At 55.4% G+C, this 23,444-nt stretch carries 20 protein-coding genes; 2 read left to right on the top strand and 18 right to left on the bottom strand.

All coding sequences use genetic code 11. The features are described from left to right. Nucleotides 1–130: 130 nt before the first annotated feature. The 14 genes from nuoN to lrhA all read right to left on the bottom strand — a co-directional run bounded on the left by nuoN (nucleotide 131) and on the right by lrhA (nucleotide 16,641). Entirely contained in the window at nucleotides 131–1,588 is a 1,458-nt protein-coding gene (gene nuoN, locus IM314_RS20160; protein WP_028013929.1) for an NADH-quinone oxidoreductase subunit NuoN, read from the bottom strand. Nucleotides 1,589–1,594: 6 nt separating this feature from the next. Then, the gene (gene nuoM / locus IM314_RS20155) at nucleotides 1,595–3,124 is read right to left on the bottom strand and encodes an NADH-quinone oxidoreductase subunit M (RefSeq protein ID WP_008500214.1); all 1,530 of its coding nucleotides are present in this window, start codon (nucleotides 3,122–3,124) and stop codon (nucleotides 1,595–1,597) included. 77 nt (nucleotides 3,125–3,201) lie between these two features. Beyond that, entirely contained in the window at nucleotides 3,202–5,043 is a 1,842-nt protein-coding gene (nuoL, locus tag IM314_RS20150; protein ID WP_028013930.1) for an NADH-quinone oxidoreductase subunit L, read from the bottom strand. Beyond that, nucleotides 5,040–5,342: an NADH-quinone oxidoreductase subunit NuoK gene (gene nuoK, locus IM314_RS20145; RefSeq protein ID WP_003861496.1), complete on the bottom strand. Its 303-nt coding sequence runs from the start codon at nucleotides 5,340–5,342 to the stop codon at nucleotides 5,040–5,042. Before nuoK ends, nuoL begins: the two co-directional genes overlap by 4 nt. Beyond that, the gene (gene nuoJ, locus IM314_RS20140; protein WP_008500212.1) at nucleotides 5,339–5,893 is read right to left on the bottom strand and encodes an NADH-quinone oxidoreductase subunit J; all 555 of its coding nucleotides are present in this window, start codon (nucleotides 5,891–5,893) and stop codon (nucleotides 5,339–5,341) included. The genes nuoK and nuoJ overlap by 4 nt, the downstream gene beginning before the upstream one ends. Before the next feature lie 10 nt (nucleotides 5,894–5,903). Then, complete coding sequence (nuoI, locus tag IM314_RS20135) at nucleotides 5,904–6,446, bottom strand: NADH-quinone oxidoreductase subunit NuoI (RefSeq protein WP_003861491.1); 543 nt, start codon at nucleotides 6,444–6,446, stop codon at nucleotides 5,904–5,906. Nucleotides 6,447–6,459: 13 nt separating this feature from the next. Continuing rightward, nucleotides 6,460–7,437, bottom strand: coding sequence for an NADH-quinone oxidoreductase subunit NuoH (gene nuoH, locus IM314_RS20130; protein WP_008500211.1), 978 nt, complete (start codon nucleotides 7,435–7,437; stop codon nucleotides 6,460–6,462). Continuing rightward, a complete protein-coding gene (nuoG, locus tag IM314_RS20125) occupies nucleotides 7,434–10,157 on the bottom strand; it encodes an NADH-quinone oxidoreductase subunit NuoG (RefSeq protein ID WP_059354464.1) in 2,724 nt (907 codons plus the stop codon). Before nuoG ends, nuoH begins: the two co-directional genes overlap by 4 nt. Before the next feature lie 55 nt (nucleotides 10,158–10,212). After that, the gene (nuoF, locus tag IM314_RS20120) at nucleotides 10,213–11,550 is read right to left on the bottom strand and encodes an NADH-quinone oxidoreductase subunit NuoF (RefSeq protein ID WP_006811381.1); all 1,338 of its coding nucleotides are present in this window, start codon (nucleotides 11,548–11,550) and stop codon (nucleotides 10,213–10,215) included. Beyond that, on the bottom strand, nucleotides 11,547–12,047 hold the full coding sequence (gene nuoE / locus IM314_RS20115; RefSeq protein WP_006176513.1) for an NADH-quinone oxidoreductase subunit NuoE: 501 nt from the start codon (nucleotides 12,045–12,047) through the stop codon (nucleotides 11,547–11,549). Before nuoE ends, nuoF begins: the two co-directional genes overlap by 4 nt. Nucleotides 12,048–12,049: 2 nt before the next feature. Continuing rightward, entirely contained in the window at nucleotides 12,050–13,852 is a 1,803-nt protein-coding gene (gene nuoC, locus IM314_RS20110) for an NADH-quinone oxidoreductase subunit C/D (protein WP_028013933.1), read from the bottom strand. Between the two features lie 89 nt (nucleotides 13,853–13,941). Continuing rightward, on the bottom strand, nucleotides 13,942–14,616 hold the full coding sequence (gene nuoB / locus IM314_RS20105; protein WP_003861482.1) for an NADH-quinone oxidoreductase subunit NuoB: 675 nt from the start codon (nucleotides 14,614–14,616) through the stop codon (nucleotides 13,942–13,944). Between the two features lie 15 nt (nucleotides 14,617–14,631). After that, nucleotides 14,632–15,072: an NADH-quinone oxidoreductase subunit NuoA gene (nuoA, locus tag IM314_RS20100; RefSeq protein ID WP_014171000.1), complete on the bottom strand. Its 441-nt coding sequence runs from the start codon at nucleotides 15,070–15,072 to the stop codon at nucleotides 14,632–14,634. A gap of 630 nt (nucleotides 15,073–15,702) precedes the next feature. Then, nucleotides 15,703–16,641, bottom strand: coding sequence for a transcriptional regulator LrhA (gene lrhA, locus IM314_RS20095; RefSeq protein WP_028013934.1), 939 nt, complete (start codon nucleotides 16,639–16,641; stop codon nucleotides 15,703–15,705). 938 nt (nucleotides 16,642–17,579) lie between these two features. On the opposite strand from lrhA, the gene alaA reads away from it, so the two are divergent. After that, entirely contained in the window at nucleotides 17,580–18,794 is a 1,215-nt protein-coding gene (gene alaA / locus IM314_RS20090) for an alanine transaminase AlaA (RefSeq protein ID WP_003861471.1), read from the top strand. Nucleotides 18,795–18,888: 94 nt separating this feature from the next. Then, nucleotides 18,889–19,488 (top strand): 5'-deoxynucleotidase, encoded by a 600-nt coding sequence (gene yfbR, locus IM314_RS20085; protein ID WP_028013935.1) that lies wholly within the window; start codon nucleotides 18,889–18,891, stop codon nucleotides 19,486–19,488. Nucleotides 19,489–19,540: 52 nt separating this feature from the next. Here the strand turns inward: yfbR and IM314_RS20080 are convergent, their stop codons facing one another. From IM314_RS20080 to yfbV, 4 genes are all read right to left on the bottom strand, one after another. Continuing rightward, complete coding sequence (locus IM314_RS20080) at nucleotides 19,541–21,373, bottom strand: SLC13 family permease (protein ID WP_193358996.1); 1,833 nt, start codon at nucleotides 21,371–21,373, stop codon at nucleotides 19,541–19,543. A 75-nt stretch (nucleotides 21,374–21,448) separates the two neighbouring features. Further along, nucleotides 21,449–22,108, bottom strand: coding sequence for a sugar phosphatase (locus tag IM314_RS20075; protein ID WP_193358995.1), 660 nt, complete (start codon nucleotides 22,106–22,108; stop codon nucleotides 21,449–21,451). An 11-nt stretch (nucleotides 22,109–22,119) separates the two neighbouring features. Continuing rightward, nucleotides 22,120–22,614 carry a YfbU family protein gene (locus IM314_RS20070; RefSeq protein ID WP_003861461.1) on the bottom strand — a complete coding sequence of 165 codons (495 nt, stop codon included), beginning with the start codon at nucleotides 22,612–22,614 and terminating at the stop codon, nucleotides 22,120–22,122. A 92-nt stretch (nucleotides 22,615–22,706) separates the two neighbouring features. Then, the gene (gene yfbV, locus IM314_RS20065) at nucleotides 22,707–23,162 is read right to left on the bottom strand and encodes a terminus macrodomain insulation protein YfbV (RefSeq protein ID WP_028013938.1); all 456 of its coding nucleotides are present in this window, start codon (nucleotides 23,160–23,162) and stop codon (nucleotides 22,707–22,709) included. Nucleotides 23,163–23,444 lie beyond the last annotated feature (282 nt).

The raw sequence follows: 23,444 nt of genomic DNA, 5'->3' as shown, positions 1-23,444 counted from the left end.
CACCATGGGTAAAGGATGTTAAAAAGTGTTCACCATGTCCCCGAACACCTGTCTACCATGTCCCCGGACTGTACACCCACAGGGAGAGGGCGCAAACCATAAAAAACCCGCCGAGGCGGGTTTTTTGTTTTTACATTAATGGCATCGCTCGCTGCACGATATCAATCAGCGGCTGCGGATAGATACCGAAGATCAGCACCAGCAGCGCGGAGATAAGCACTACGATACCACCGGCGCTGTACTGCCAGTTGCCTGGAGCATCACGGTTAAGCTGCTGAGGCGCGCTCAGGTACAGGCTCACGGCCACACGCAGGTAGTAGTACAGACCAATCGCGGAGCCGATAACGACACCGGCAGTCAGCCACCACAGGTGCGCCTGCACACCGACGGCCAGCACGTAGAACTTACCGATAAAGCCCAGCGTCATCGGGATACCCGCCAGAGAGAGCATCATCACGGTCATTACCGCGGACAGAATTGGACGGTGCCAGAACAGACCACGGTAGGAGAACAGTGAATCGGCATCCGGACCACGGTACGGGCTGGACATCAGGCTCACCACGCCGAAGGCGCCGAGGCTGCTGAACAGGTAACCGGCCAGATACACGCCTACGGCTTCCATCGACATCTCACCGCTCTGCAGCGCAATCAGCGCCACCAGCAGGTAGCCCAGATGAGAGATGGACGAGTAGCCCAGCAGACGCTTGATGTTGGTCTGGCTCAGCGCCATCAGGTTACCGAAGATGATGGAGACGAACGCGATGATGCCCAGCACCACGCGAACGGCTTCACTATCACCCACCGGCGCGTACAGGAACAGACGCATGACCACACCGAAGATAGCGATTTTGCTCGCCGTCGCCAGGAAGGTAGAGACCGGTGCAGGCGCACCTTGGTATACGTCTGGCGTCCACAGGTGGAACGGAACCAGAGAGAGCTTGAAGCCGAGGCCAACGATCATCATGCCCAGACCCGCCAGCAGCAGCGGCTCATGTAGCATGCCGTCGCCGAGGCTCTTGCCGAGCGCCATGAAGGAGAGGTTACCGGACTGTGCGTACAGCAGCGCAATACCAAACAGCAGGAAGGACGACGCGGCAGCAGACAGAATGGTGTACTTGATGCTCGCTTCCAGAGAGCGCTTCTGACGGAAGGCGTAACCAATCAGGCCGAACAGCGGCAGAGAGATCAGCTCAATACCGAGGAACAGCGCGGCCAGATGGTTGGCATTCGCCAGCAGAATGCCGCCCAGCGCGGCAATCAGTACCAGCAGGTAAAACTCTTCTTTGTTGTCGTTGTAGCCTTCGAGCCACGGGTAAGCAAAGGTACAGGTTGCCAGGCTCGCCAGCAGCACCAGCCCGGTATACAGCATGGCGTAACCGTCAACGCGCATCAGCGGGGTGACGTCCATCGCCCCGCCCTGGCCAACAAACCAGAGTGAGACTAACGCGGCGTTCAGGCCGATGACCGACAGCGTGGCATTCAGGAAGTGATTGCGTCGCCACGCAATGGAGAGCATCACAACCACCACCGTCAATCCGACGATCAGCAGCGGTAGCAGCGCGATCAGTTGTTGTGGAGTTATTGTCATGGCGAATTACGGCCTTGTAGTAGAAACAGAATTAACAAACCACTGCTGGATATTGCCCATCGCGCTGTGCGAGGTATCCAGAATCGGCTGCGGGAAGAAGCCCAACAGCACCAGCAGTACGACCAGCAGCAGGATGATGAACAGCTCACGCAGCGACATCCCCGGCAGTTCTTGTGCAGCAATTTCGCTCTTCGCTTTACCGAAGTAAGCGCGGTGCAGCATCGCCAGCGAGTACACGGAAGCGAACACCAGACCAAAGGTGGAGATCACGGTAATCACCGGTACCACTTTGAAGCTGCCGAACAGAATCATGAATTCGCCGACGAAGTTACCGGTACCCGGCATCCCCAGGGTAGCCACCGCGAAGAACATGGAGAGCGCTGGCAGCCATTTAATTTTGCTCCACAGGCCACCCATCATACGCATGTCGCGGGTGTGCAGACGTTCGTACAGCTGGCCGCACAGGATGAAGAGACCGGCTGCGGACAGACCGTGCGCAATCATCTGGATCACCGCGCCCTGGTACGCCAACTGGCTGCCGGTGTAGATAGCAATCAGCACGAAGCCCATGTGGGAAACGGAGGTATAAGCAATCAGACGCTTGATGTCGTATTGCGTGAAGGCCATCCAGGCACCGTAGAAGATACCGATCACACCCAGCCACATGGCAATCGGTGCGAACTCCGCGGAGGCATTCGGGAACAGCGGCAGTGCGAAACGCAGCAGACCGTAGGCCGCCGTTTTCAGCAGGATGCCCGCCAGGTCAACGGAACCCGCCGTTGGTGCCTGGGAGTGCGCGTCTGGCAGCCAGCCGTGCAGAGGAACCACCGGCATTTTCACCGCGAAGGCAATGAAGAAGCCCAGCATCAGCAGGTATTCAACGCCGTGTGACATCGGGGTCTTCAGCAGGTCTTCATAGTTGAAGGTCCAGGTGCCGGTTGCGTTGTGATGAACGAACACCAGCGCCAGAATGGCAATCAGCATTACCAGACCGCTCGCCTGGGTATAGATGAAGAACTTGGTTGCCGCCGTGATACGCGTTTTACCGTCGGAAGCCTTGTGGCCCCACAGCGCGATCAGGAAGTACATCGGCACCAGCATCATCTCCCAGAAGAAGAAGAACAGGAACATGTCGATGGCAAGGAACACGCCGATCACGCCGCCCAGGATCCACATCAGGTTCAGGTGGAAGAAGCCCTGGTATTTTTCGATTTCTCGCCAGGAGCAGAGTACCGCCAGAACGCCGAGCAGACCGGTCAGCACCACCATCAGCAGCGACAGACCGTCAATCGCCAGGTGGATCGTAATGCCGAAACGCGGGATCCACGGCAGGATGAACTCAGACTGCCACTGCGGAATGCCCGCAGACTGGGTCAGTGAGTAACCGCCCTGCAACCACAGTTGCAGGCCAAGCGCGAGCGTCAATCCCATGGTGATCAGCGCGATCCAGCGCGGCATCTTCACGCCAAAGCGTTCGGTCTGCCAGCACAGGAAGCCGCCGATGAAGGGAATTAATATTAGCCAGGGTAGTAACATGGCGATTTACATTCCTTTTTAAGGCCCCCAGCAGGGGGCCTGATTTTCAACGAATTCGAATAAAATTCACTTAACGATCAACGCAATACCATCAGCAGCGCCAGCACCACAACCGCACCGATGCTCATGGACGCCACATACCAGCGCAGGTAACCGTTCTCGCTGTACAGCAGGCCTTTACCTGCAAAGCGGGAGAGGATCGCCGGGATGTTCATCAGGCTGTTCAGCGGGTCGCGCTTCAGCAGCCACGCAACGCCCAGGAACGGCTTAACGAAGATCATGTCGTACAGCCAGTCGAAGCCCCACGCGTTGTACCACCAGGTGCCCAGCAGGCGGCCCGGCGCACTGTTGGCCACGGCAGTGACCAGCGTACGTTTGCCCAGCCACAGCCATGCCGCAATCAGGATACCCGCGATAGCGACCACACCGGAGGTGATTTCAAGCGTCAGAACGCGACCGTGCTCAAGCTCGGTGGTGTCTGGCAGTACGCCCTGCAGCGGTGGCACAATCATCGCGCCAACGAAGGTGGACAGTACCAGCAGCACAATCAGCGGCAGGTGGTGGGTAATCCCCTTCCCTGCGTGAGCGTGAATTTGTTCTTTACCGTGGAATACGATGAAAATCATACGGAAGGTATACAGGGAAGTCATGAACGCACCGACCAGACCCGCAACCATCAGATTGATATGACCATTCGCCATGGCACCCGCAAGGATTTCGTCCTTACTGAAGAAGCCCGCGGTGATCAGCGGCAGTGCCGCCAGCGCCGCGCCGCCCACCAGGAAGCAGACATAGACCAGCGGGATGGACTTACGCAGTCCGCCCATCTTGAAGATGTTCTGCTCGTGATGGCAGGCCAGAATCACCGAACCGGATGAGAGGAACAGCAGCGCTTTGAAGAACGCGTGCGTCATCAGGTGGAAAATGGCCGCGTCCCACGCCTGAACGCCCAGCGCGAGGAACATGTAACCAATCTGGCTCATGGTGGAGTACGCGAGAACGCGCTTGATGTCGGTCTGAACCAGCGCGGCAAAGCCTGCCAGCACCAGCGTGACCGCACCGACGATACCCACCAGATGCAGAATTTCCGGGGTCATCAGGAACAGGCCATGGGTACGCGCAATCAGGTAAACACCGGCGGTGACCATGGTCGCGGCGTGGATCAGCGCGGAGACAGGGGTTGGGCCCGCCATCGCGTCGGCCAGCCATGTCTGCAGCGGCAGCTGCGCGGATTTACCCACGGCACCACCCAGCAGCATCAGCGTTGCCCACCACAGCATGTTATTGCCTGCCTCGAAGTGTGCTGGCGCCAGTTCCACCATCTCGCGGAAGTTCAGCGTGCCCAGTTCGTTGTAGAGAATGAACAGCGCGAACGCGAGGAAGACGTCACCCACGCGGGTCACGACGAACGCTTTCATGGCCGCTGCGCCATTCTTCGGATCGGTGTAGTAGAAACCGATCAGCAGGTAAGAGCACAGGCCCACGCCTTCCCAGCCCAGATACATCAGCAGCAGGTTATCGGCCAGCACCAGAACCACCATGCTGGCGATAAACAGGTTGGTGTAGGCGAAGAAGCGGGAGTAACCCTCTTCACCGCGCATATACCAGGAGGCGAACATGTGGATCAGGAAGCCGACGCCGGTGACCACGGAGAGCATGGTCAGCGAGAGGCCGTCCAGCACCAGGTTGAAACCGATGTTGAAATCACCGACCGACATCCAGGTCCACAGCGGCACGCTGAAAGGCTGGCGTCCGTTGTTAAAGAAGTCGATACCCGCATACGCTGTGACCAGCGCGGCCAGGCCGACAGAGCCCATGCCAACGGTCGCGGACAGATTCTCAGACCAGCGGCCGCGAGAAAACGCCAGCAGCACGAAGCCAATCAGCGGAAAAATAATGGTTAAGGCAAGCATGTTCATCCACGCAACTCACTTACTGAATCGATGTTCAGATTCTGGCGGCGACGATGGAGCTGCAGCAACAGCGCCAGGCCAATACTCGCTTCAGCAGCCGCGAGGCTGATGGCGAGAATGTACATCACCTGACCATCGGTCTGGCCCCAGTAGCTTCCGGCGACCACGAAGGCCAGCGCGGAGGCGTTAATCATGATTTCCAGACCGATCAGCATAAACAGCAGATTGCGGCGGATAACCAGACCGGTCAGACCCAGAACGAATAAAATCGCAGCGAGGATCAGTCCATGTGTTAAGGGGATCATGCGCGCTCCTCCGTTTTTCTTTTCGCGCGGTCGTCAGTGCGGTTGCTCAGCACCTCGCCAGCACGCTCTTCGCGGCCAACGTGGAAAGCCACAACCAGGCCTGCCAGCAGAAGCATAGAGGCCAGTTCCACCGCCAGAACGTATGGGCCAAAGAGCGTGATACCCACCTCTTTCGCACCAATTGGCGTGCCGTCGATGCCCTGATCGTTCACGCCCAGAATGGCGTAAACGATCACCACCAGCATGATGGCCGACAAAATTGCCGGGCCAATCCACACCTGCGGTTTTAACCACTGACGTTCCTGCTCAATTTCAGAGCCGCCCAGGTTCAGCATCATCACGACGAACACGAACAGCACCATGATGGCCCCGGCGTAAACGATGATCTCCAGCGCACCGGCGAAGTGCGCGCCCAGTGCGAAGAACACCCCAGAAATAGCCAGCAGCGAAATGATTAAGTACAGCAGCGCATGCACCGGATTGGTGTGCGTAATCACTCGCAACGTAGCCAGGATGGCGATAAGGCCACAGATATAAAAAGCGAATTCCATTGCCCTCTCCTTACGGTAACAGGCTCTTGACGTCGATAGGCTTAGCTTCGTTCTCTGCTTCGCCCTTATCTTTGCCGTCGATTGCCATACCCGCCATCCGGTAGAAGTTATATTCCGGGTATTTGCCCGGACCGGAAATCAGCAGATCCTCTTTCTCGTACACCAGGTCCTGACGCTTGTACTCACCCAGCTCGAAGTCTGGAGTCAGCTGAATCGCCGTGGTTGGGCACGCTTCTTCACACAGACCGCAGAAGATGCAGCGTGAGAAGTTAATGCGGAAGAACTCAGGGTACCAGCGGCCGTCTACCGTCTCGGCTTTCTGCAGAGAGATACAGCCGACCGGACACGCAACCGCACACAGGTTACAGGCAACGCAGCGCTCGGAACCGTCCGGGTCGCGCGTCAGCACGATACGGCCACGGTAGCGCGGCGGCAGATATACCGGCTCTTCCGGGTACATCCGGGTTTCGCGTTTAGCAAACGCGTGCAGGCCGATCATCCAGATACTGCGTACCTGGGTACCGAAACCTACCAGTAATTCTTTTAAGGTCATGGTCTATAGCCCCTTATGGCTGCTGCCAGAGAATGACAGCGGCCGTTACCAACAAGTTGACGAGCGTCAGCGGCAGGCACACCTTCCAGCCGAAGGACATTACCTGGTCATAACGTGGACGCGGTAACGCTGCGCGAATCAAAATGAACATCATCATGAAGAACGCGGTTTTCAGCGCGAACCAGATGAACGGCGGTAAGAACGGGCCATGCCAGCCACCAAAGAACAGCGTTACCATCAACGCGGAAATGGTGACGATACCGATGTACTCGCCTACAAAGAACAGACCGAACTTCATGCCGGAATATTCGATGTGGTAACCGTCGGCCAGTTCCTGTTCGGCTTCCGGCTGGTCAAACGGGTGACGGTGACACACGGCCACGCCCGCGATAGCAAAGGTAATAAACCCAAAGAACTGCGGGATAACGTTCCAGATGTCGGCCTGGTTGTTGACGATGTCGGTCATGTTGAATGAACCGGCCTGCGCCACCACGCCCATCAGGGAGAGCCCCAGGAACACTTCGTAGCTCAGGGTCTGCGCGGAAGCACGCATCGCACCCAGCAGCGAGTATTTGTTGTTACTGGACCAGCCTGCGAACAGCACCGCGTAAACCGCAAGGCCTGCCATCATCAGGAAGAACAAAATGCCGATGTTCAGGTCAGCGACCACCCAGGTCGGGCTGACCGGAACGATAGCAAATGCCAGCAGCAGCGAGGTGAAGGCGATCATCGGTGCCAGAGTAAAGATCACGCGATCCGAGAAGCGCGGAATCCAGTCCTCTTTGAAGAACATCTTGATCATGTCCGCGACCAGCTGGAGTGAACCACCCCAGCCCACGCGGTTCGGTCCGTAACGGTTCTGGAACAGACCGAGCAGACGACGTTCACCAAAGCTCATGAACGCGCCGCAGGTGACCACCACCAGCAGGATAACAATCGCTTTCAGAATGCTCAGCAGGATGTCGATAAGATCCGGCGTTAACCAACTCATGCTTTTGCCTCCTGCAGATTATCAAGACGCGCACCCGCCAGAACCGGCGCGATGCCAGGCATACCCATCGGCAGACCGACCTGCCCTGCTGTCAGATTTTCAGAAATAATCAGCGGCAGGCTGATGGTCTGGCCGTCATAGCTAAAGGCGATGTTCGCGCCCGCGTTAACGCCAAGCTTCGCGGCATCCGCCGGGTTGAGCTTGATGTAAGGCTGCGGCATACGGGTCTGGAAGACCGGTGAACGCTGGGACAGCTCGTCGCTACCGAACAGGTGGTAGTACGGGGCAATACGCCAGCTACCGTCCTGCGCCTGGAAGCTCGCCGGTACGGTGGTGAAGAAGTCCAGACCGGTTTCGGAAGCTTCAATCAGACGCACGCCCGGATCGCCGTGGCGCAGGGAGCCGCCCACTTCAGCCTGGAACTTGTTCCATGCCTGCGGGGAGTTCCAGCCCGGTGCCCACGCGAATGGGATTTGCGAACGCGGCGCAGACGGCTGGTTGTTCCCTTCCATGGAGAAGGCGAACATGGTGTCTTTATCCTGCGGCTGGCGCGGTTCGTGCACGCTGATGTTGGCACGCATCGCGGTACGGCCGCTGTAGCGGTGCGGTTCACGCGCCAGCTTCTGGCCGCGGATGCGGAAGCTTGCTTCAGGTGCGGCATCTTTAATGCCTGCCAGCTGAGGCAGTTTTTTGACTACCGCGTCGATAACGTGGTCGAGCTGCGTCCAGTCCACTTCACGGCTCTGCACGGTGCTGTGCAGGGAGTGCAGCCAGCGCCAGCTTTCCAGCATCACGGTGTTGCTGTCGTAGTACGCCGGGTCATAAACCTGGAAGAAACGCTGGGCGCGGCCTTCGTTGTTGATAACGGTACCGTCGCTTTCTGCGAAGCTTGCCGCAGAGAGCACCAGGTGCGCTTTGTCCATGATCGCGGTGCGCTGATGGTCAATGACCATCACCAGCGGCGCTTTGGAGAGCGCGGCGTCAACGCGAGCGGCAGACGCATGACGATGCAGATCGTTTTCCAGCACCACCACGGCGTCAGCGGAACCGGATTCCAGTTCGCTTAACGCTTCTTCCAGCGAGCCGCCGCCAATCATGCCCAGACCGATGCTGTTTACCGCACGGGCAATCATGGTCACGCCGACGTCTGCACCGCGGCCTTTCAGGGCTTTGGCAACGTTCGCGGCGGCCTGAATGATCTCCGCGCTTCCGGCGTTGGTACCGGAGATAATCAGCGGTTTCTTCGCACCTGCGAGGGCCTGAACAATCACGTCGACCTTGTTTTGCAGGTCGCGATCCAGCTCAACGGCCGGTGAGCTGTTGTCCAGCGCGTGGGCAATGGCAAAGCCAAGACGCGCCTGGTCTTCAACCGGCGCACAGTAGGTCCACGCCGCGATATCATCCAGACGGGTATTGTCGACGTTAGTCACAAACAGAGGATGCTTCGCGCGCTGGCCGATGTTGAGGATCGCCGCAATCTGCCAGTCAGCCACTTTCTGCGCCGCTGCCATTTCACGTGCTTTACCCTTCACCGCCTGACGAACCGCCAGAGCCGCGCGGGCGCCGGTCTGCGTCAGGTCTTCACCCAGCACCAGAACCGCATCATAGGATTCAATTTCGCGCAGCGCAGGGGTATGGATACCGCCTTCACGCAGCACTTTCAGTACCAGCTGCAGACGTTCCTGCTCGCCCTGGGCGATGCCGGTATAGAAGTTTTCCGCCCCGACCAGCTCGCGCAGCGCGAAGTTGCTTTCGATGCTGGCGCGCGGGGAGCCGATGCCGATCACTTTCTTCGACTGGCGCAGAATATCTGCCGCGCCCTGCATCGCCTGTTCAGCATTCAGGGTAATGAAGTCGTCGCCACGGCGCTGGACCGGCTGACGCGGACGGTCTTTCAGGTTCACATAGCCATAGCCGAAACGACCGCGGTCGCACAGGAAGTAGTGGTTAACGGTACCGTTGTAACGGTTTTCGATACGACGCAGTTCGCCGTAGCGCTCACCGGGGCTGGTGTTACAGCCGAGGGAACACTGCTGGCAGATGCTTGGCGCAAACTGCATGTCCCATTTACGGTTGTAACGCTCGGAGTGGGTTTTATCCGTGAATACGCCGGTCGGACAGATTTCTACCAGGTTACCGGAGAATTCGCTCTCCAGCACGCCGTCTTCCGGACGGCCGAAGTAGACGTTGTCGTGCGCGCCATAGACGCCCAGATCCTGACCATCCGCGTAGTCTTTGTAGTAACGCACGCAGCGGTAGCAGGCGATGCAGCGGTTCATTTCGTGAGAGATGAACGGCCCCAGATCCTGGTTACGGTGGGTACGCTTGGTAAAGCGATAGCGACGGAAGCTGTGACCGGTCATCACGGTCATATCCTGAAGGTGGCAGTTACCGCCCTCTTCACAAACCGGACAGTCGTGCGGGTGGTTGGTCATCAACCACTCCACCACGCTTTCGCGGAACTGTTTGGCTTCTTCGTCATCAATCGAAATAAAAGTGCCTTCGGTGGCTGGCGTCATACAGGACATCACCAGGCGACCACGCGTGTCTTCCGCGTTTTGATATTGCTTCACCGCACACTGGCGGCAAGCACCGACGCTGCCCAGCGCCGGATGCCAGCAAAAGTACGGAATATCGAGGCCAAGAGACAGACAAGCTTCCAGCAGGTTGTCCGCCCCGTTGACTTCGTATTCTTTGCCGTCTACATGAATCGTAGCCATTAGCATGCTTCCAGTTGGCTCAGTCGAAACCGAGCGTTAATCAAAATTCTTGTCGTTACCAGCGCGCTTTCAGCAGGTTCGGCTGAATACCATTGATCGAATGGGTATTGCTGAACGGCTGCTTGATGCCTGCTTCGAATTCGTCGCGGAAATATTTAATCGCGCTCTGCAGCGGCTCGACGGCACCCGGTGCGTGGGCGCAGAAGGTTTTACCTGGCCCTAAGAATCGACACAGTTGCTCAAGTGTCTCGATATCGCCAGGCTGGCCTTCGCCACGTTCGATTGCGCGCAGGATCTTCACGCTCCACGGCAGACCGTCACGGCACGGTGTACACCAGCCGCAGGACTCACGGGCGAAGAACTCTTCCAGGTTACGTACCAGCGATACCATGCCGATCTCGTGGTCGACGGCCATCGCCAGCGCCGTACCCAGACGGCTGCCTGCTTTCCCAATGCTTTCGAATTCCATCGGCAGGTCAAGGTGGGCTTCGGTCAGGAAGTCCGTCCCTGCCCCGCCCGGCTGCCAGGCTTTAAATTTCAGGCCATCGCGCATGCCGCCGGCGTAGTCTTCAAGAATTTCGCGTGCGGTGGTACCGAACGGCAGTTCCCAGACGCCAGGGTTTTTAACGCGACCGGAGAAGCCCATCAGTTTGGTACCGGCATCTTTGCTTGAGGAGATGCCCTGATACCACTCCACGCCGTTGGCGAGGATAGCCGGGACGTTACACAGGGTTTCGACGTTGTTTACGCAGGTCGGTTTACCCCACACGCCGGAGCTTGCCGGGAACGGTGGCTTGGAACGCGGGTTCGCACGGCGGCCTTCCAGGGAGTTAATCAGCGCAGTTTCTTCACCGCAGATGTAACGCCCGGCACCGGTGTGCACGAACAGTTCGAAGTCAAACCCGGTACCCAGGATGTTTTTACCCAGAAGGCCGGCTTCGGTGGCTTCGGCAATCGCGCGACGCAGGTTTTCTGCCGCTTCGATGTACTCACCGCGCAGGAAGATGTAGCCACGGTACGCTTTCAGCGCAAACGCGGAGATCAGCATGCCTTCCACCAGCAGGTGCGGCAGCTGCTCCATCAGCAGGCGGTCTTTATAGGTGCCTGGCTCCATTTCATCGGCGTTACACAGCAGGTAACGGATGTTCATGGATTCGTCTTTTGGCATCAGGCTCCACTTCAGACCAGTGGAGAAGCCCGCGCCGCCACGGCCTTTCAGACCGGAATCTTTCACCGCATTAACGATGTCGTCCGGCGCCATGCCGCCAAGGGCTTTACGCGCACCGGCATAGCCGTTTTTGCTCTGGTATTCGTCGAGCCATACCGGCTGTTTGTCATCGCGCAGACGCCAGGTCAGCGGATGCGTCTCAGCAGTACGAATTACAGTTTTCATTTGTACTGCTCCAGCAGGTCAGGAATCGCTTCCGGTGTCAGATGGCTGTGAGTGTCCTCATCAATCATCATGGTCGGCCCCTTGTCGCAGTTACCCAGGCAGCAGGTTGGCAGCAGAGTAAAGCGTCCATCGAACGTGGTCTGGCCCGGCTTGATATTGAGCTTTTTCTCAATCGCAGCCTGAATGCCCTGATAGCCGGTAATGTGGCAGACGACGCTGTCACAGTAGCGGATCACATGGCGGCCTACCGGCTGACGGAAGATCTGGCTGTAGAACGTGGCTACGCCCTCTACGTCACTTGCCGGAATGCCCAGCACTTTTGCGATCTCGTAAATCGCCCCATCCGGCACCCAACCACGCTGTTTCTGTACGATTTTCAGCGCTTCAATGGACGCCGCACGCGGGTCTTCGTAGTGGTGCATCTCGTGCTCAATGGCGGCACGCTCTGCTTCACTCAGCTCAAAAGCCTCGGTTTGTGGTTGTTGATTCTCGTGCATAATTAGCGGTCCACATCTGACATAACAAAATCGATACTACCCAGATACACAATCAGGTCAGAGACCAGACTGCCGCGGATGGCGGACGGGATCTGTTGCAGGTGCGCAAAGCTCGGCGTACGCACGCGGGTACGGTAGCTCATGGTGCTGCCGTCACTTGTCAGGTAGTAACTGTTAATACCCTTGGTCGCTTCAATCATCTGGAAGGATTCTTGCGCCGGCATGACCGGGCCCCAGGAAACCTGCAGGAAGTGGGTGATCAGGGTTTCGATATGCTGCAGCGTGCGCTCTTTCGGCGGCGGCGTGGTCAGCGGGTGATCCGCCTTGAACGGGCCTTCCGGCATGTTGTTGAGGCACTGCTCGAGGATGCGCAGACTCTGGCGCAACTCTTCCACTTTCAGCATCACGCGGGTGTAGCAGTCGGAAACACCGCCGCCAACCGGGACTTCAAAGTCGAAGTTCTCGTAGCCAGAGTAAGGACGGGCTTTACGCACGTCGAAATCAATACCGGTCGCACGCAGACCTGCACCTGTGGTACCCCACTCCAGCGCTTCTTTCGCGCCGTAGGCAGCAACGCCCTGGGAACGGCCTTTCAGGATGGTGTTGCGCAGCGCGGCTTTCTCGTAGGAGGCCAGACGTTTCGGCATCCAGTCGAGGAATTCACGCAGCAGGCGGTCCCAGCCGCGCGGCAGATCGTGTGCCACACCGCCGATACGGAACCAGGCCGGGTGCATACGGAAGCCGGTAATCGCTTCCACCAAATCGTAGATTTTCTGACGGTCGGTAAAGGCGAAGAAGACCGGGGTCATCGCGCCGACGTCCTGAATGAACGTGGAGATGTACAGCAGATGGCTGTTAATACGGAACAGTTCTGACAGCATGACGCGAATCACGTTAACGCGATCCGGTACGGTGATGCCTGCCAGTTTCTCAACGGCCAGCACGTATGGCATTTCGTTTACGCAGCCGCCGAGGTACTCGATACGGTCGGTATACGGAATGTAGCTGTGCCAGGACTGACGCTCGCCCATCTTCTCAGCACCGCGGTGGTGGTAGCCGATGTCAGGAACGCAGTCGACAATCTCTTCGCCGTCAAGCTGAAGAATAATACGGAATGCACCGTGCGCAGACGGGTGGTTCGGACCGAGGTTGAGGAACATGAAGTCCTCGTTTTCAGTACCGCGCTTCATGCCCCAGTCTTCCGGCTTGAAGGTCAGCGCTTCCATCTCCAGATCCTGCTTGGCTTTGGTCAGCTCAAACGGATCGAATTCGGTCGCACGTGCCGGGTAGTCTTTACGCAACGGGTGGCCGGTCCAGGTCTGCGGCATCATGATGCGCGTCAGGTGCGGGTGGCCGTCGAAGGTCATGCCGAACATTTCCCAGGTTTCACGCTCATACCAGTTAGCGTTCGGGAAAAGTTTGGTGATCGTCGGCAGATGCATGTCGTTTTCAGACAATGCCACCTTGAGCATGATATCCGTGTTGCGGTCTATTGAGATCAGGTGGTAGAAAACGGAAAAATCCGCAGCAGGGAGCCCCTGGCGGTGCGTTCTCAGACGTTCGTCCATGCCGTGTAAGTCAAACAGCATGACGTAAGGTTTTGGCAATTTCTTGAGGAAATCGACAACTTCCAGCAATTGTTCACGCTTCACCCAAACAACGGGTACCCCGGTGCGGGTCGCCTGAACGGTAAAGGCATCCGGCCCAAAACGGTTGCGCAGTTCGCCAATAACGGGGTCATCAAGATGATCCCGGGTCTGCCAGGCGGCTTCTTGCGCGGTTAAGTCGGTCATATTGTTCACCATTGCAAATGGTCCGTGGTGACTGTTAAGCCTGGCTTCGCGCTATTTGAGTAGTGATATGCGAAGGTTTTCTCCAGGCCTACAGGCGCAAATTAAATTTCGTCAGGCGTACGCAGGTTGGTGACGGCAATACGTTCACCACGTTTACGCTCGCGCTCGGACTGCATGTTCGCGCGATAGACACCCTGATCGCCAACAACCCATGAGAGTGGGCGACGTTCTTTACCGATAGACTCCTGCAGCAGCATCAGCGCCTGCATATAGGCTTCTGGGCGCGGCGGGCAGCCCGGGATGTAAACATCCACCGGAATGAACTTATCAACGCCCTGCACAACGGAATAAATGTCGTACATACCGCCGGAGTTTGCACATGCGCCCATGGAAATAACCCATTTTGGCTCCAGCATCTGGTCATACAGACGCTGAATAACAGGTGCCATTTTGGTAAAGCAGGTACCGGCCACCACCATCAGGTCAGCCTGACGCGGGGAAGCACGCAGTACCTCGGCCCCAAAACGCGCAACGTCATGCACCGCAGTGAATGACGTCACCATTTCAACGTAGCAGCAAGAAAGGCCAAAGTTGTATGGCCAGATGGAGTTCTTACGACCCCAGTTGACCATATCGTGCATGGCATGTTCGAGCTTGCCCATGTACACGCTTTTGTTGACTTCTTGCTCCAGGGGGTCGGTTACGATCTCCTGTTTTTGCAGGGGGTAACGGTCATTCTCACCGTTAGGATCTATGCGGGTGAGCGTATAATCCATCTTATTGCCTCGCTGTTACTGCTGACGATTAGAGATACTGTTTTCCGGGTTGATGTGTTCACGACGTGAACGCGCAGGCGTCCAGTCAAGCGCGCCAATACGCACCAGATAAACCAGACCGGCCAGTAGCACTAAAATGAAAATTGCGGCCTCGACAAAGCCCACCCAACCACTTTCGCGAATGGAGGTCGACCATGCGAACAGGTAGAGCGCTTCCACGTCGAAGATGACGAAGAACATCGCTACCAGATAGAACTTGGCAGACAGGCGTAAGCGAGCGGAACCTACTGAATCAATACCTGATTCGAAAGGTGTGTTTTTGTGCCTTGCACGGGCGCGACCGCCCAGGAACCAGCCGCCGACTAACATCAGGCAGCACAGGCCAATGGCTACAATAAGAAAGATTGCGAATGCCCAGTGATGAGCGATGACTTCTGTGGATGTTGACATACTCATTGCTTACTCATCAAAAGTGATACCGACGACACTGCTCTTGCTGGCAGATGGGCATCACATCGATTCATGGGGAGGAACAAATAACCTTACACTAACTGTCTGAAATGAGACGTAGACAGCAAAATGATGGGGTTTTTTACTCCTTTCTATAACCTATTGTCAACTTTAACAAAGGTTTCTTCACATTAAATTACATCGAGCGATTCTCATTAACATTTGGTGCCCTTTAACCCTGGTGGTTACCTGACTTTTCGTCAAATGCATGTTGTTGAATCGTGTCCGTTTTGGAAGTAAAAAAAATAACCCTCCTATTTTGACAGGATTTGCCAACGATTCCTCCCCCCAAATAGGAGTATTTTCTTGATCTGAGACACGCTTTTGTTAATTCATCCAAAAAACCGGCAACATATTTGCTGCTTTTTTAACATCAAGGGGTTATGGATGAAGTTAGAACGGAAAGTGAACAAGATTTAAGCAGAAGCATTTATTCCCTTGATATGTATGTTTTATTTATGAAAACCCTGTAACGAAAGAGGATAATAATGGCAAAAAAAAGCCACTGCGTGCGAAAACGGCACGAGTGGCTTTTTTTTACACTTACAATTTGTTACCAGAATTTTGAGCTTTTGATCACTCAAAGTCACCTTCAACGATCAGGGAATCATCCCCCCCTTCGGAGGTAACATGCTCGAACTGCCATGGGTTATGGTAATTTTCCATCGCCTCAAACACCACCTTCGCCAGCTCGTTATGACTGGACGCGTTATGGCAAAGCAGATACTCGGTATCCGGCAGCGCTGGGAGACCATCAGATTTACCGAGAACGCGTAGATCGGGGCTCATCATCTCTACCGGACGGGCCGTTACGCCAAGACCCGCTTTCACGGCGGCACGCACCGCGGGCAGCGTGGACGCTACATAGGCCAGACGCCACGGAATGTTGGCTTCATTTAACGCCGTAAGCACCATATCCCGGAAAGGACTCGGATCGTCCAGTAAAACCAGCGGTACGGGTTCCCCTTTTTGCAACACGTATTCCGCTGCGCAATACCAGTGCGTTGGCGATGTGCGCAAGGTCAGACAATCAAACTGTCCGGGACGATGCGTCGTGACCACCAGGTCGACCTTGTTCTCATTTAACATCTCAACCATAAAGGCATTACGCTTTACGCTCACATCCAGCGCAAGCTTCGGATAAACCGAGCTAATTCGGTTGAGAAGAAACGGCAATATTGTATCCGCTGACTCATCAGATGCCCCTAAGGTTAACACCCCCTGAAGGTTGCTAAACATTAATGACATACATGCTTCATCATTAAAGCGAAGAATTTTCCTGGCATAACCCAGTAGCTGAATACCGTGTTCCGTTAAGAGCTTATTACGCCCGTGACGGGCAAAAAGCTCTTTCCCAACCAGTTGCTCCAGCCGCTGCATTTGCTGGCTAACGGCGGACTGAGTTCGGCAGACGGCGGCAGCAGCTGCTGCAAAAGTGTTGAGATCGGCGACCGCAACAAACGTTCTCAGCAGATCGAGGTCGAGATTCATTATCGGACGATTTGCATTTATCATATCTATTCACTTTCAGGTTGCTCGTGCGGAGCTGCCCGGGTTGAAGCTGTGTGTAACAGTTAAGCAATTCCTTCTGAAGGTTTTCCCTCGCATCCCGGCCCGGCAGACTGCCTGACAGATAGTTATTGTGCTGCTTTATATCAACAGTCAGAAAGCACGTTTCATGACGTTATTTTTATTCTCTTAAACGTTCAGGATATTTAGATGTTCGCAGGGTTATGTAAATTACATTAAAGGCGTAACACTTTTTCTGCCATCTTTTTCGCAGCGCTGTCAACGTAGCAGGAGATGTTTGACACATTCCAGCCAGAGATAACTCCAACAATAACAATCAATTAAATCGAAAAATCAGTTTCAAAAATGCAAAAACACTGCATCTTTCTACTGCTTTCCGTATAGACATCTTAACCCAAATCCACTTTATTTATAAGTCTTATTGCAATATTCGGGATTAAAGAGGTTTGTTAAGCTTCTAAACTAATTTTATTAGAATTAACTAAAGTTGCATTTTGTTGGTTAATAATAAATAAATTTTAATTTAGATTATGGTCATTCATTAATAACACTTAACATTAATTTCACATGATTAACTTTTAGCCGCTCCGGGCTATTACTGCAAGGTCCCTTCAACACTCAGGTTTTACGAAATGTCACCCAGCGTAACTTCTGCTTGTTGTCTGCACGTTTTTTATTTTCCATCAGAACAATATACATAATTCACATAAATCAGTAGCACAATCAACCTTTATTTATGGTTTGTACATGACGTTAAGGCAGTGAAAGCGTCAGTCAATAGTTAAAAAGATTCATCACAATTTCGCTATGAGCACAAAATCTTCTTCTGCACACCCTTCAAAACGAAGCGTGGGGGGAGTACATTATTCCGTGCTGACTTCCACGGCAGGGAGTGGCAATAATAGCGAAAAGGTTAAAGGTTCATGTCCCCTATCGAAAAATCCAGCAAGCTAGATAACGTCTGTTATGACATCCGTGGCCCGGTTCTGAAAGAGGCAAAACGCCTTGAAGAAGAAGGCAACAAGGTTCTGAAGCTCAACATCGGCAACCCCGCGCCATTTGGTTTTGAAGCGCCGGATGAAATTCTGGTTGATGTGATCCGCAACCTGCCTACGGCACAAGGCTATTGTGACTCAAAGGGACTTTACTCCGCCCGTAAAGCCATTATGCAGCACTACCAGGCGCGCGGTATGCGTGACGTTACCGTCGAAGATATCTATATCGGCAACGGCGTCTCCGAACTTATCGTTCAGGCCATGCAGGCGCTGCTGAACAGCGGTGACGAAATGCTGGTTCCCGCGCCGGACTATCCGCTGTGGACCGCTGCCGTATCGCTCTCAAGCGGTAAAGCGGTACATTATCTTTGCGACGAATCCTCTGACTGGTTCCCGGATCTGGATGACATTCGCGCGAAAATCACGCCTCGCACGCGTGGGATTGTGATCATCAACCCGAACAACCCGACGGGCGCGGTCTATTCAAAAGAGCTGCTGATGGAGATCGTGGAGATCGCCCGCCAGCACAACCTGATCATCTTCGCTGACGAAATCTACGACAAGATCCTGTACGACGCGGCGCAGCACCACTCTATCGCCGCGCTGGCACCTGACCTGCTGACCGTCACCTTTAACGGACTGTCTAAAACCTACCGCGTGGCCGGTTTCCGTCAGGGCTGGATGGTGCTGAACGGCCCGAAAAAGCACGCAAAAGGCTATATTGAAGGGCTTGAGATGCTGGCGTCGATGCGTCTTTGCGCCAACGTGCCTGCGCAGCACGCGATCCAGACGGCGCTGGGCGGCTACCAGAGCATCAGCGAGTTTATCGTCCCTGGCGGTCGCCTGTACGAACAGCGTAACCGCGCATGGGAACTGATCAACGATATCCCGGGCGTCTCCTGCGTGAAGCCGAACGGGGCGCTGTATATGTTCCCGAAAATTGACGCGAAGCGCTTCAATATCCACGACGATCAGAAAATGGTGCTCGATTTCCTGTTGCAGGAAAAAGTGCTGCTGGTTCAGGGGACGGCGTTTAACTGGCCGTGGCCGGACCACGTGCGTATCGTGACCCTGCCGCGTGAAGACGATCTCGAAATGGCCATCAGCCGCTTCGGGCGATTCCTCTCTGGATACCATCAGTAATCTTAAAATCAGGCTACTTCGGTAGCCTGATTTGCATCTTCCCTCCCCGCCCCGCACAATGAAGTCCTGTCGCAGTGAAGACAAAAGGTAACCTATGAGTCAGAGCCATTTCTTTGCCCACCTCTCCCGCCTGAAACTGATCAACCGCTGGCCGCTGATGCGCAACGTGCGTACAGAGAACGTGTCTGAACATAGCCTGCAGGTTGCTATGGTTGCTCATGCGCTGGCTGCCATTAAGAATCGCAAATTTAACGGGCAGGTGAATGCCGAGCGCATCGCTTTGCTGGCGATGTACCACGACGCATCAGAGGTGCTGACCGGCGACCTGCCTACCCCAGTGAAATATTTCAATTCTCAGATTGCTCAGGAATATAAGGCTATCGAGAAGATTGCCCAGCAAAAGCTTATCGAGATGGTGCCCGAAGAGCTGCGCGATATCTTTGAACCGCTCATCGACGAGCATCAGTATACGGAAGATGAAAAGTCGCTGGTCAAGCAAGCCGACGCGCTGTGCGCCTATCTGAAGTGTCTGGAAGAGCTGTCTGCGGGCAATAATGAGTTTTTACTGGCGAAAACGCGTCTGGAAAAAACGCTGGAATCCCGCCGCAGCGAAGAGATGGACTACTTCATGCAGGTATTTGTGCCGAGCTTCCATCTATCGCTGGACGAGATTAGCCAGGATTCACCGTTGTAATTTTAGCCGGGTGGCGGCTTTGCCTTACCCGGCCTACGTTTCTGCGCTCACGCTAAAACGGGAATAACACCGGAATTAACACCACGCACACCACCATCACCAGCACGGTGAACGGCACGCCCAGCTTCACGAAATCGCTGAACTCATAATTCCCCGGCCCCAGCACCAGCGTGTTCACCGGCGATGAAACCGGCGTCATAAACGCCGCGGATGCCGCCATCGCGACCATCATCGCAAACGGGTACGGCGACACCCCCATGGATTTCGCCATCGCCAGCGCAATGGGCGCCATCAGCACCGCCGTCGCGGTATTCGAGATAAATAACCCTATCGTGGCGCACATGACAAACAGACAGACCATCATCATGTACGGTCCATACCCGCCGCCCACGTCCATCAAGCCTTTTACGATCAGATCCACCCCGCCGGTTTTTTGCAATGCCAGGGCAAAGGGCATCATCCCGACGATAAGAATAATGCTCGGCCAGTGAATGGCTTTATACGCGCTTTCGGCGTCAATGCAGCGGAATTTCCCCATCAGCAGGCAGGCGATAATGGCCGCGACCGGATTAGGGATTTCATCGGTCAGCATCAGCGCCACCATCAATACCAGACAGAAAATCGCATGGGGCGCCTGGCTGTGCGCCGGGGAGGCATCGCTCTCCTCGACCGGCATGTTGAGCACCACAAAATCACGCCCTTTTTGCCCGAGCTGGCTTATCAGCTTCCAGTTGCCGACCACGAGAAAGATATCGCCCAGCAGGATCGGCTCATCGACGACGGCCCCTTCCATTGCCACGCCATCACGCTTCAGCCCCACTACGTTCAGGCCATAGCGGGTACGGAACCCCATTTCACGCACGGTTTTACCCAGCAGTTCCGATTCCGGTATCAGCGACACTTCGGCCATCCCCACATCCAGCGCCTGGTCGGAAAAATACTCGCCGCGTAGCACCATCGGCTCCAGCAGCTGCTCGCTACAGAACTCTCGCAGATCCACCTCCGCCGTTGACATATCAATCAGCAGGACATCACGCGCGCGGAACTCTGATACCCCGTTCACGTTAACGATCACCCGGCGAAAACGACGCCAGCGCTCAACCCCGATCACGTTCGCGCCATAACGCTCGCGCAGCTTAAGGTCGTCGAGCCGCTGGCCGACCATCGGCGAGCCGGGGCGAATGGCCAGACGGCGCGCCCGCCCGGTGAGGCGGTACTCTTTGATCAGATCGCGGAAGGTACGTCGCTTCCACCCCTCTTTATTCTTATCCTGTTTGTCGCCTTTGAGGGCAAAACGGGTCAGCAGCATGTAGACCACGCCCATCGCCAGAATCACCATCCCAAGCGGGGTGACGCTGAAAAAGCTGAAGCCCTGAAACCCTTCACGAATCAGCTCGCTGTTGACAACCAGGTTCGGCGGCGTCGCCACCAGCGTCATCATTCCGCTGATCAAACCGGCAAAGCTCAGAGGCATCATCAGGCGCGACGGCGAGCTCTGCATCCGCATTGAAACGCTCAGCACCACCGGGATAAAAATAGCGACCACGCCCGTTGAGCTCATAAACGCCCCCAGTCCGGCGACCGTCAGCATCAGGTAGATCAGCATTTTGGTTTCACTGCAGCCGGCCACCTTAACCAGCCACGCGCCCATGATGGTCGCCACGCCGGTGCGAACAAGGCCGTCGCCGATGATAAACAGGGCAGCTATAAGGATAACGTTGGGGTCGCTGAACCCGGAGAAGGCTTCCGGTAGCGTGAGCGTGCCGCTCAGCACAAACGCGACGATGACAAACAGGGCGACGGCATCCATGCGCACCTTGCCTGTGGCGAAGAGAATAATGGCGATTAAAAGCAGGCTCAGAACCCAGATCAGTTCACCGTTCACAACCTATCCTTGTCAGTGGAAGATGAGAAATTTTGCCATAAAAAAGCCCCAGCAGCGTGGGGCTATATCATGGGATTACATTTTTAGCGAGACGGTTACAACTCCGTCGGGCGCTTTTGACACCGCCAGCGCCGTCAGGGAATGAATCACAAAGTCCGCCTCGTCCAGGCGTGGAGATCCCGCCGGAACGTTAACGGCAATGACGTGGCTCCCGGCGTTCAGCCCGGCCAGCACGCCAGCGGCCGCATCTTCCACCACCACACACTCTGCAGGCGCGAAGCCCAGCATTTCTGCACCAAGCAGAAACGCATCCGGCTCCGGCTTGCCGCGTTTAACGCGCTCAGCCGTAATGAACACCTCTGGCTTCGGTAAACCGGCCGCCTTATGGCGGGCATGCGCGACCGGAACAGAGCCGGAGGTGACGATAGCCCACGGGATTTGCGCTTCATTCAGATGCTCAAGCAGTTCGCGCGCCCCGGGCAGCGCGGTAATGCCCTCGGTGTCGGTGGCCTCAATCTGCTCCAGGTATCTGAACTCCGCCTGGATCTCTTCCTCAGAACGCCCCGCTAAAAAGTGCCGCAATGAGGTAATGGCCTGTTTGCCATGGATAAAATTCAGCACGTCCTGATGGTCGATGCCGTGCCGGTCGGCCCAGTGACACCATGAGCGTTCCACCACCGGCAGCGAATCCACCAGCGTACCGTCCAGATCAAACAGAAAACCTTTACACTGCACACGCACCTCCGTCAGGCATTAATGATTTGTTGAATTTCGTTGCTGCTTAAATGGTACTGACGCGGGCAGGCGTGCCATGCGCTCAGCATACGTTGATATTTATCCCACATGGGGGTTTGGGCGTTGAAGCCGTGCGTTCCCGCATCAAAATGGGTGTAGCGCCCTTCGGTGTTCACCATAAAGCGAACATAGCTCAGATAGCGCGCTTCCGTCGCGGCATCAAAGCCTAAAAAGGTCACGCGACGTTCGTCAATGGTCTGCTGGTCTTTGAGGTTCGTCCAGGAGACGTGCAGAGCGTGATACATCTCCATAATGTCGATCACGATGCGGCAGGTTTCTTCTTTCAGCTCGCCAAACTCGCGGTCCAGTTCGCGCATTTGCAAACCAAAACCGCGTTCGACGATGGTTTGCAGGCGGCTGTAGCGCGCAGCGTTATCGGGATCAAGCATAGTCATCATCTTGTACTGGTTAGACAAAATCAGACGTTGAGCATGGGTCATTTCCATCTTTCGACTCCTGTAGCGCATTGCACTGTAAAAAAAAGACACGGTAACGGTGTGTTACTGTGCCTTCTTTTGTTAGTCGTTTCGATGATCAATCACAAGTCATCGAGGAATGTTTTATCCAGCTGCTTAAAAGCACGCTTTAACGTGTCCGCCAGCGCCTGGTAATCCGGCTTGCCTTCAACCGGGGCCAGCGCCTGCCCGGCCTCCTCCAGTTTTCCACGCACTTCATAAAACCAGTGTAAAATTGAAGGCGGAAGCGGCGTAATGGAGCGTTTGCCTAACCACCACAGCCCCTGCATCGGCAGACTTAACGCGAAGAGCGCCGTTGCGACGGCAGGACCAAGCTGTCCACCGAGGGCGATTTGCCAGCACAGAGTAAAGATAGCGACCGGAGGCATAAAGCGAATCGCATAGCGCGTGGCGCGGATCGTGCGATTCTCAATAAACATTGGCGCAAGGCGCTTTTCCATTGGCCACGTCTTTGCGTAATGCTGTCCCCGACGAAACAGACTGAAAAAGCTCACGGACGGGATTTCGGGTGTCGACATGGCTGTACCTCAACTTCACATATAAAAATTAAAATTTTTGTGCAAAACCACAACAGGCTATGACAACGTTCAAAATATTTTGTCATCGCTACCCCGTATCGGGTATTCTGTGCCAGCCTGATAGGGCCGTAGACGAGAAGCGTTAACTCGTCAAATTATCGCATATTATGCCATTGTCTGAAAAATGTTCAAAATGGCTTAAAATCATAGGTATTTCTTCCATCCTGCCAGAATGTTCGTTTGGCATGATGTTAATCATAAACGTCTGGGTCAGCTTGCGTT

This window comes from Enterobacter cloacae complex sp. P42RS, from assembly GCF_014930595.1.
Lineage (GTDB): Bacteria > Pseudomonadota > Gammaproteobacteria > Enterobacterales > Enterobacteriaceae > Enterobacter > Enterobacter bugandensis.
Note: the sequence above shows the minus strand (reverse complement) of the source record. Positions and strands in the feature narration are given on the sequence as shown.

Bases quoted from the DNA above. Each gene is read 5' to 3' on its own strand.
- nuoA (WP_014171000.1), bottom strand. From the start codon at position 15,072: ATGAGTATGTCAACATCCACAGAAGTCATCGCTCATCACTGGGCATTC.
- lrhA (WP_028013934.1), bottom strand. From the start codon at position 16,641: ATGATAAATGCAAATCGTCCGATAATGAATCTCGACCTCGATCTGCTG.
- nuoM (WP_008500214.1), bottom strand. From the start codon at position 3,124: ATGTTACTACCCTGGCTAATATTAATTCCCTTCATCGGCGGCTTCCTG.
- yfbV (WP_028013938.1), bottom strand. From the start codon at position 23,162: ATGTCGACACCCGAAATCCCGTCCGTGAGCTTTTTCAGTCTGTTTCGT.
- nuoJ (WP_008500212.1), bottom strand. From the start codon at position 5,893: ATGGAATTCGCTTTTTATATCTGTGGCCTTATCGCCATCCTGGCTACG.
- yfbR (WP_028013935.1), top strand. From the start codon at position 18,889: ATGAGTCAGAGCCATTTCTTTGCCCACCTCTCCCGCCTGAAACTGATC.
- nuoC (WP_028013933.1), bottom strand. From the start codon at position 13,852: ATGGTGAACAATATGACCGACTTAACCGCGCAAGAAGCCGCCTGGCAG.
- nuoN (WP_028013929.1), bottom strand. From the start codon at position 1,588: ATGACAATAACTCCACAACAACTGATCGCGCTGCTACCGCTGCTGATC.
- nuoG (WP_059354464.1), bottom strand. From the start codon at position 10,157: ATGGCTACGATTCATGTAGACGGCAAAGAATACGAAGTCAACGGGGCG.
- IM314_RS20070 (WP_003861461.1), bottom strand. From the start codon at position 22,614: ATGGAAATGACCCATGCTCAACGTCTGATTTTGTCTAACCAGTACAAG.
- nuoK (WP_003861496.1), bottom strand. From the start codon at position 5,342: ATGATCCCCTTAACACATGGACTGATCCTCGCTGCGATTTTATTCGTT.
- alaA (WP_003861471.1), top strand. From the start codon at position 17,580: ATGTCCCCTATCGAAAAATCCAGCAAGCTAGATAACGTCTGTTATGAC.
- nuoF (WP_006811381.1), bottom strand. From the start codon at position 11,550: ATGAAAACTGTAATTCGTACTGCTGAGACGCATCCGCTGACCTGGCGT.
- nuoI (WP_003861491.1), bottom strand. From the start codon at position 6,446: ATGACCTTAAAAGAATTACTGGTAGGTTTCGGTACCCAGGTACGCAGT.
- nuoL (WP_028013930.1), bottom strand. From the start codon at position 5,043: ATGAACATGCTTGCCTTAACCATTATTTTTCCGCTGATTGGCTTCGTG.
- nuoH (WP_008500211.1), bottom strand. From the start codon at position 7,437: ATGAGTTGGTTAACGCCGGATCTTATCGACATCCTGCTGAGCATTCTG.
- nuoB (WP_003861482.1), bottom strand. From the start codon at position 14,616: ATGGATTATACGCTCACCCGCATAGATCCTAACGGTGAGAATGACCGT.
- nuoE (WP_006176513.1), bottom strand. From the start codon at position 12,047: ATGCACGAGAATCAACAACCACAAACCGAGGCTTTTGAGCTGAGTGAA.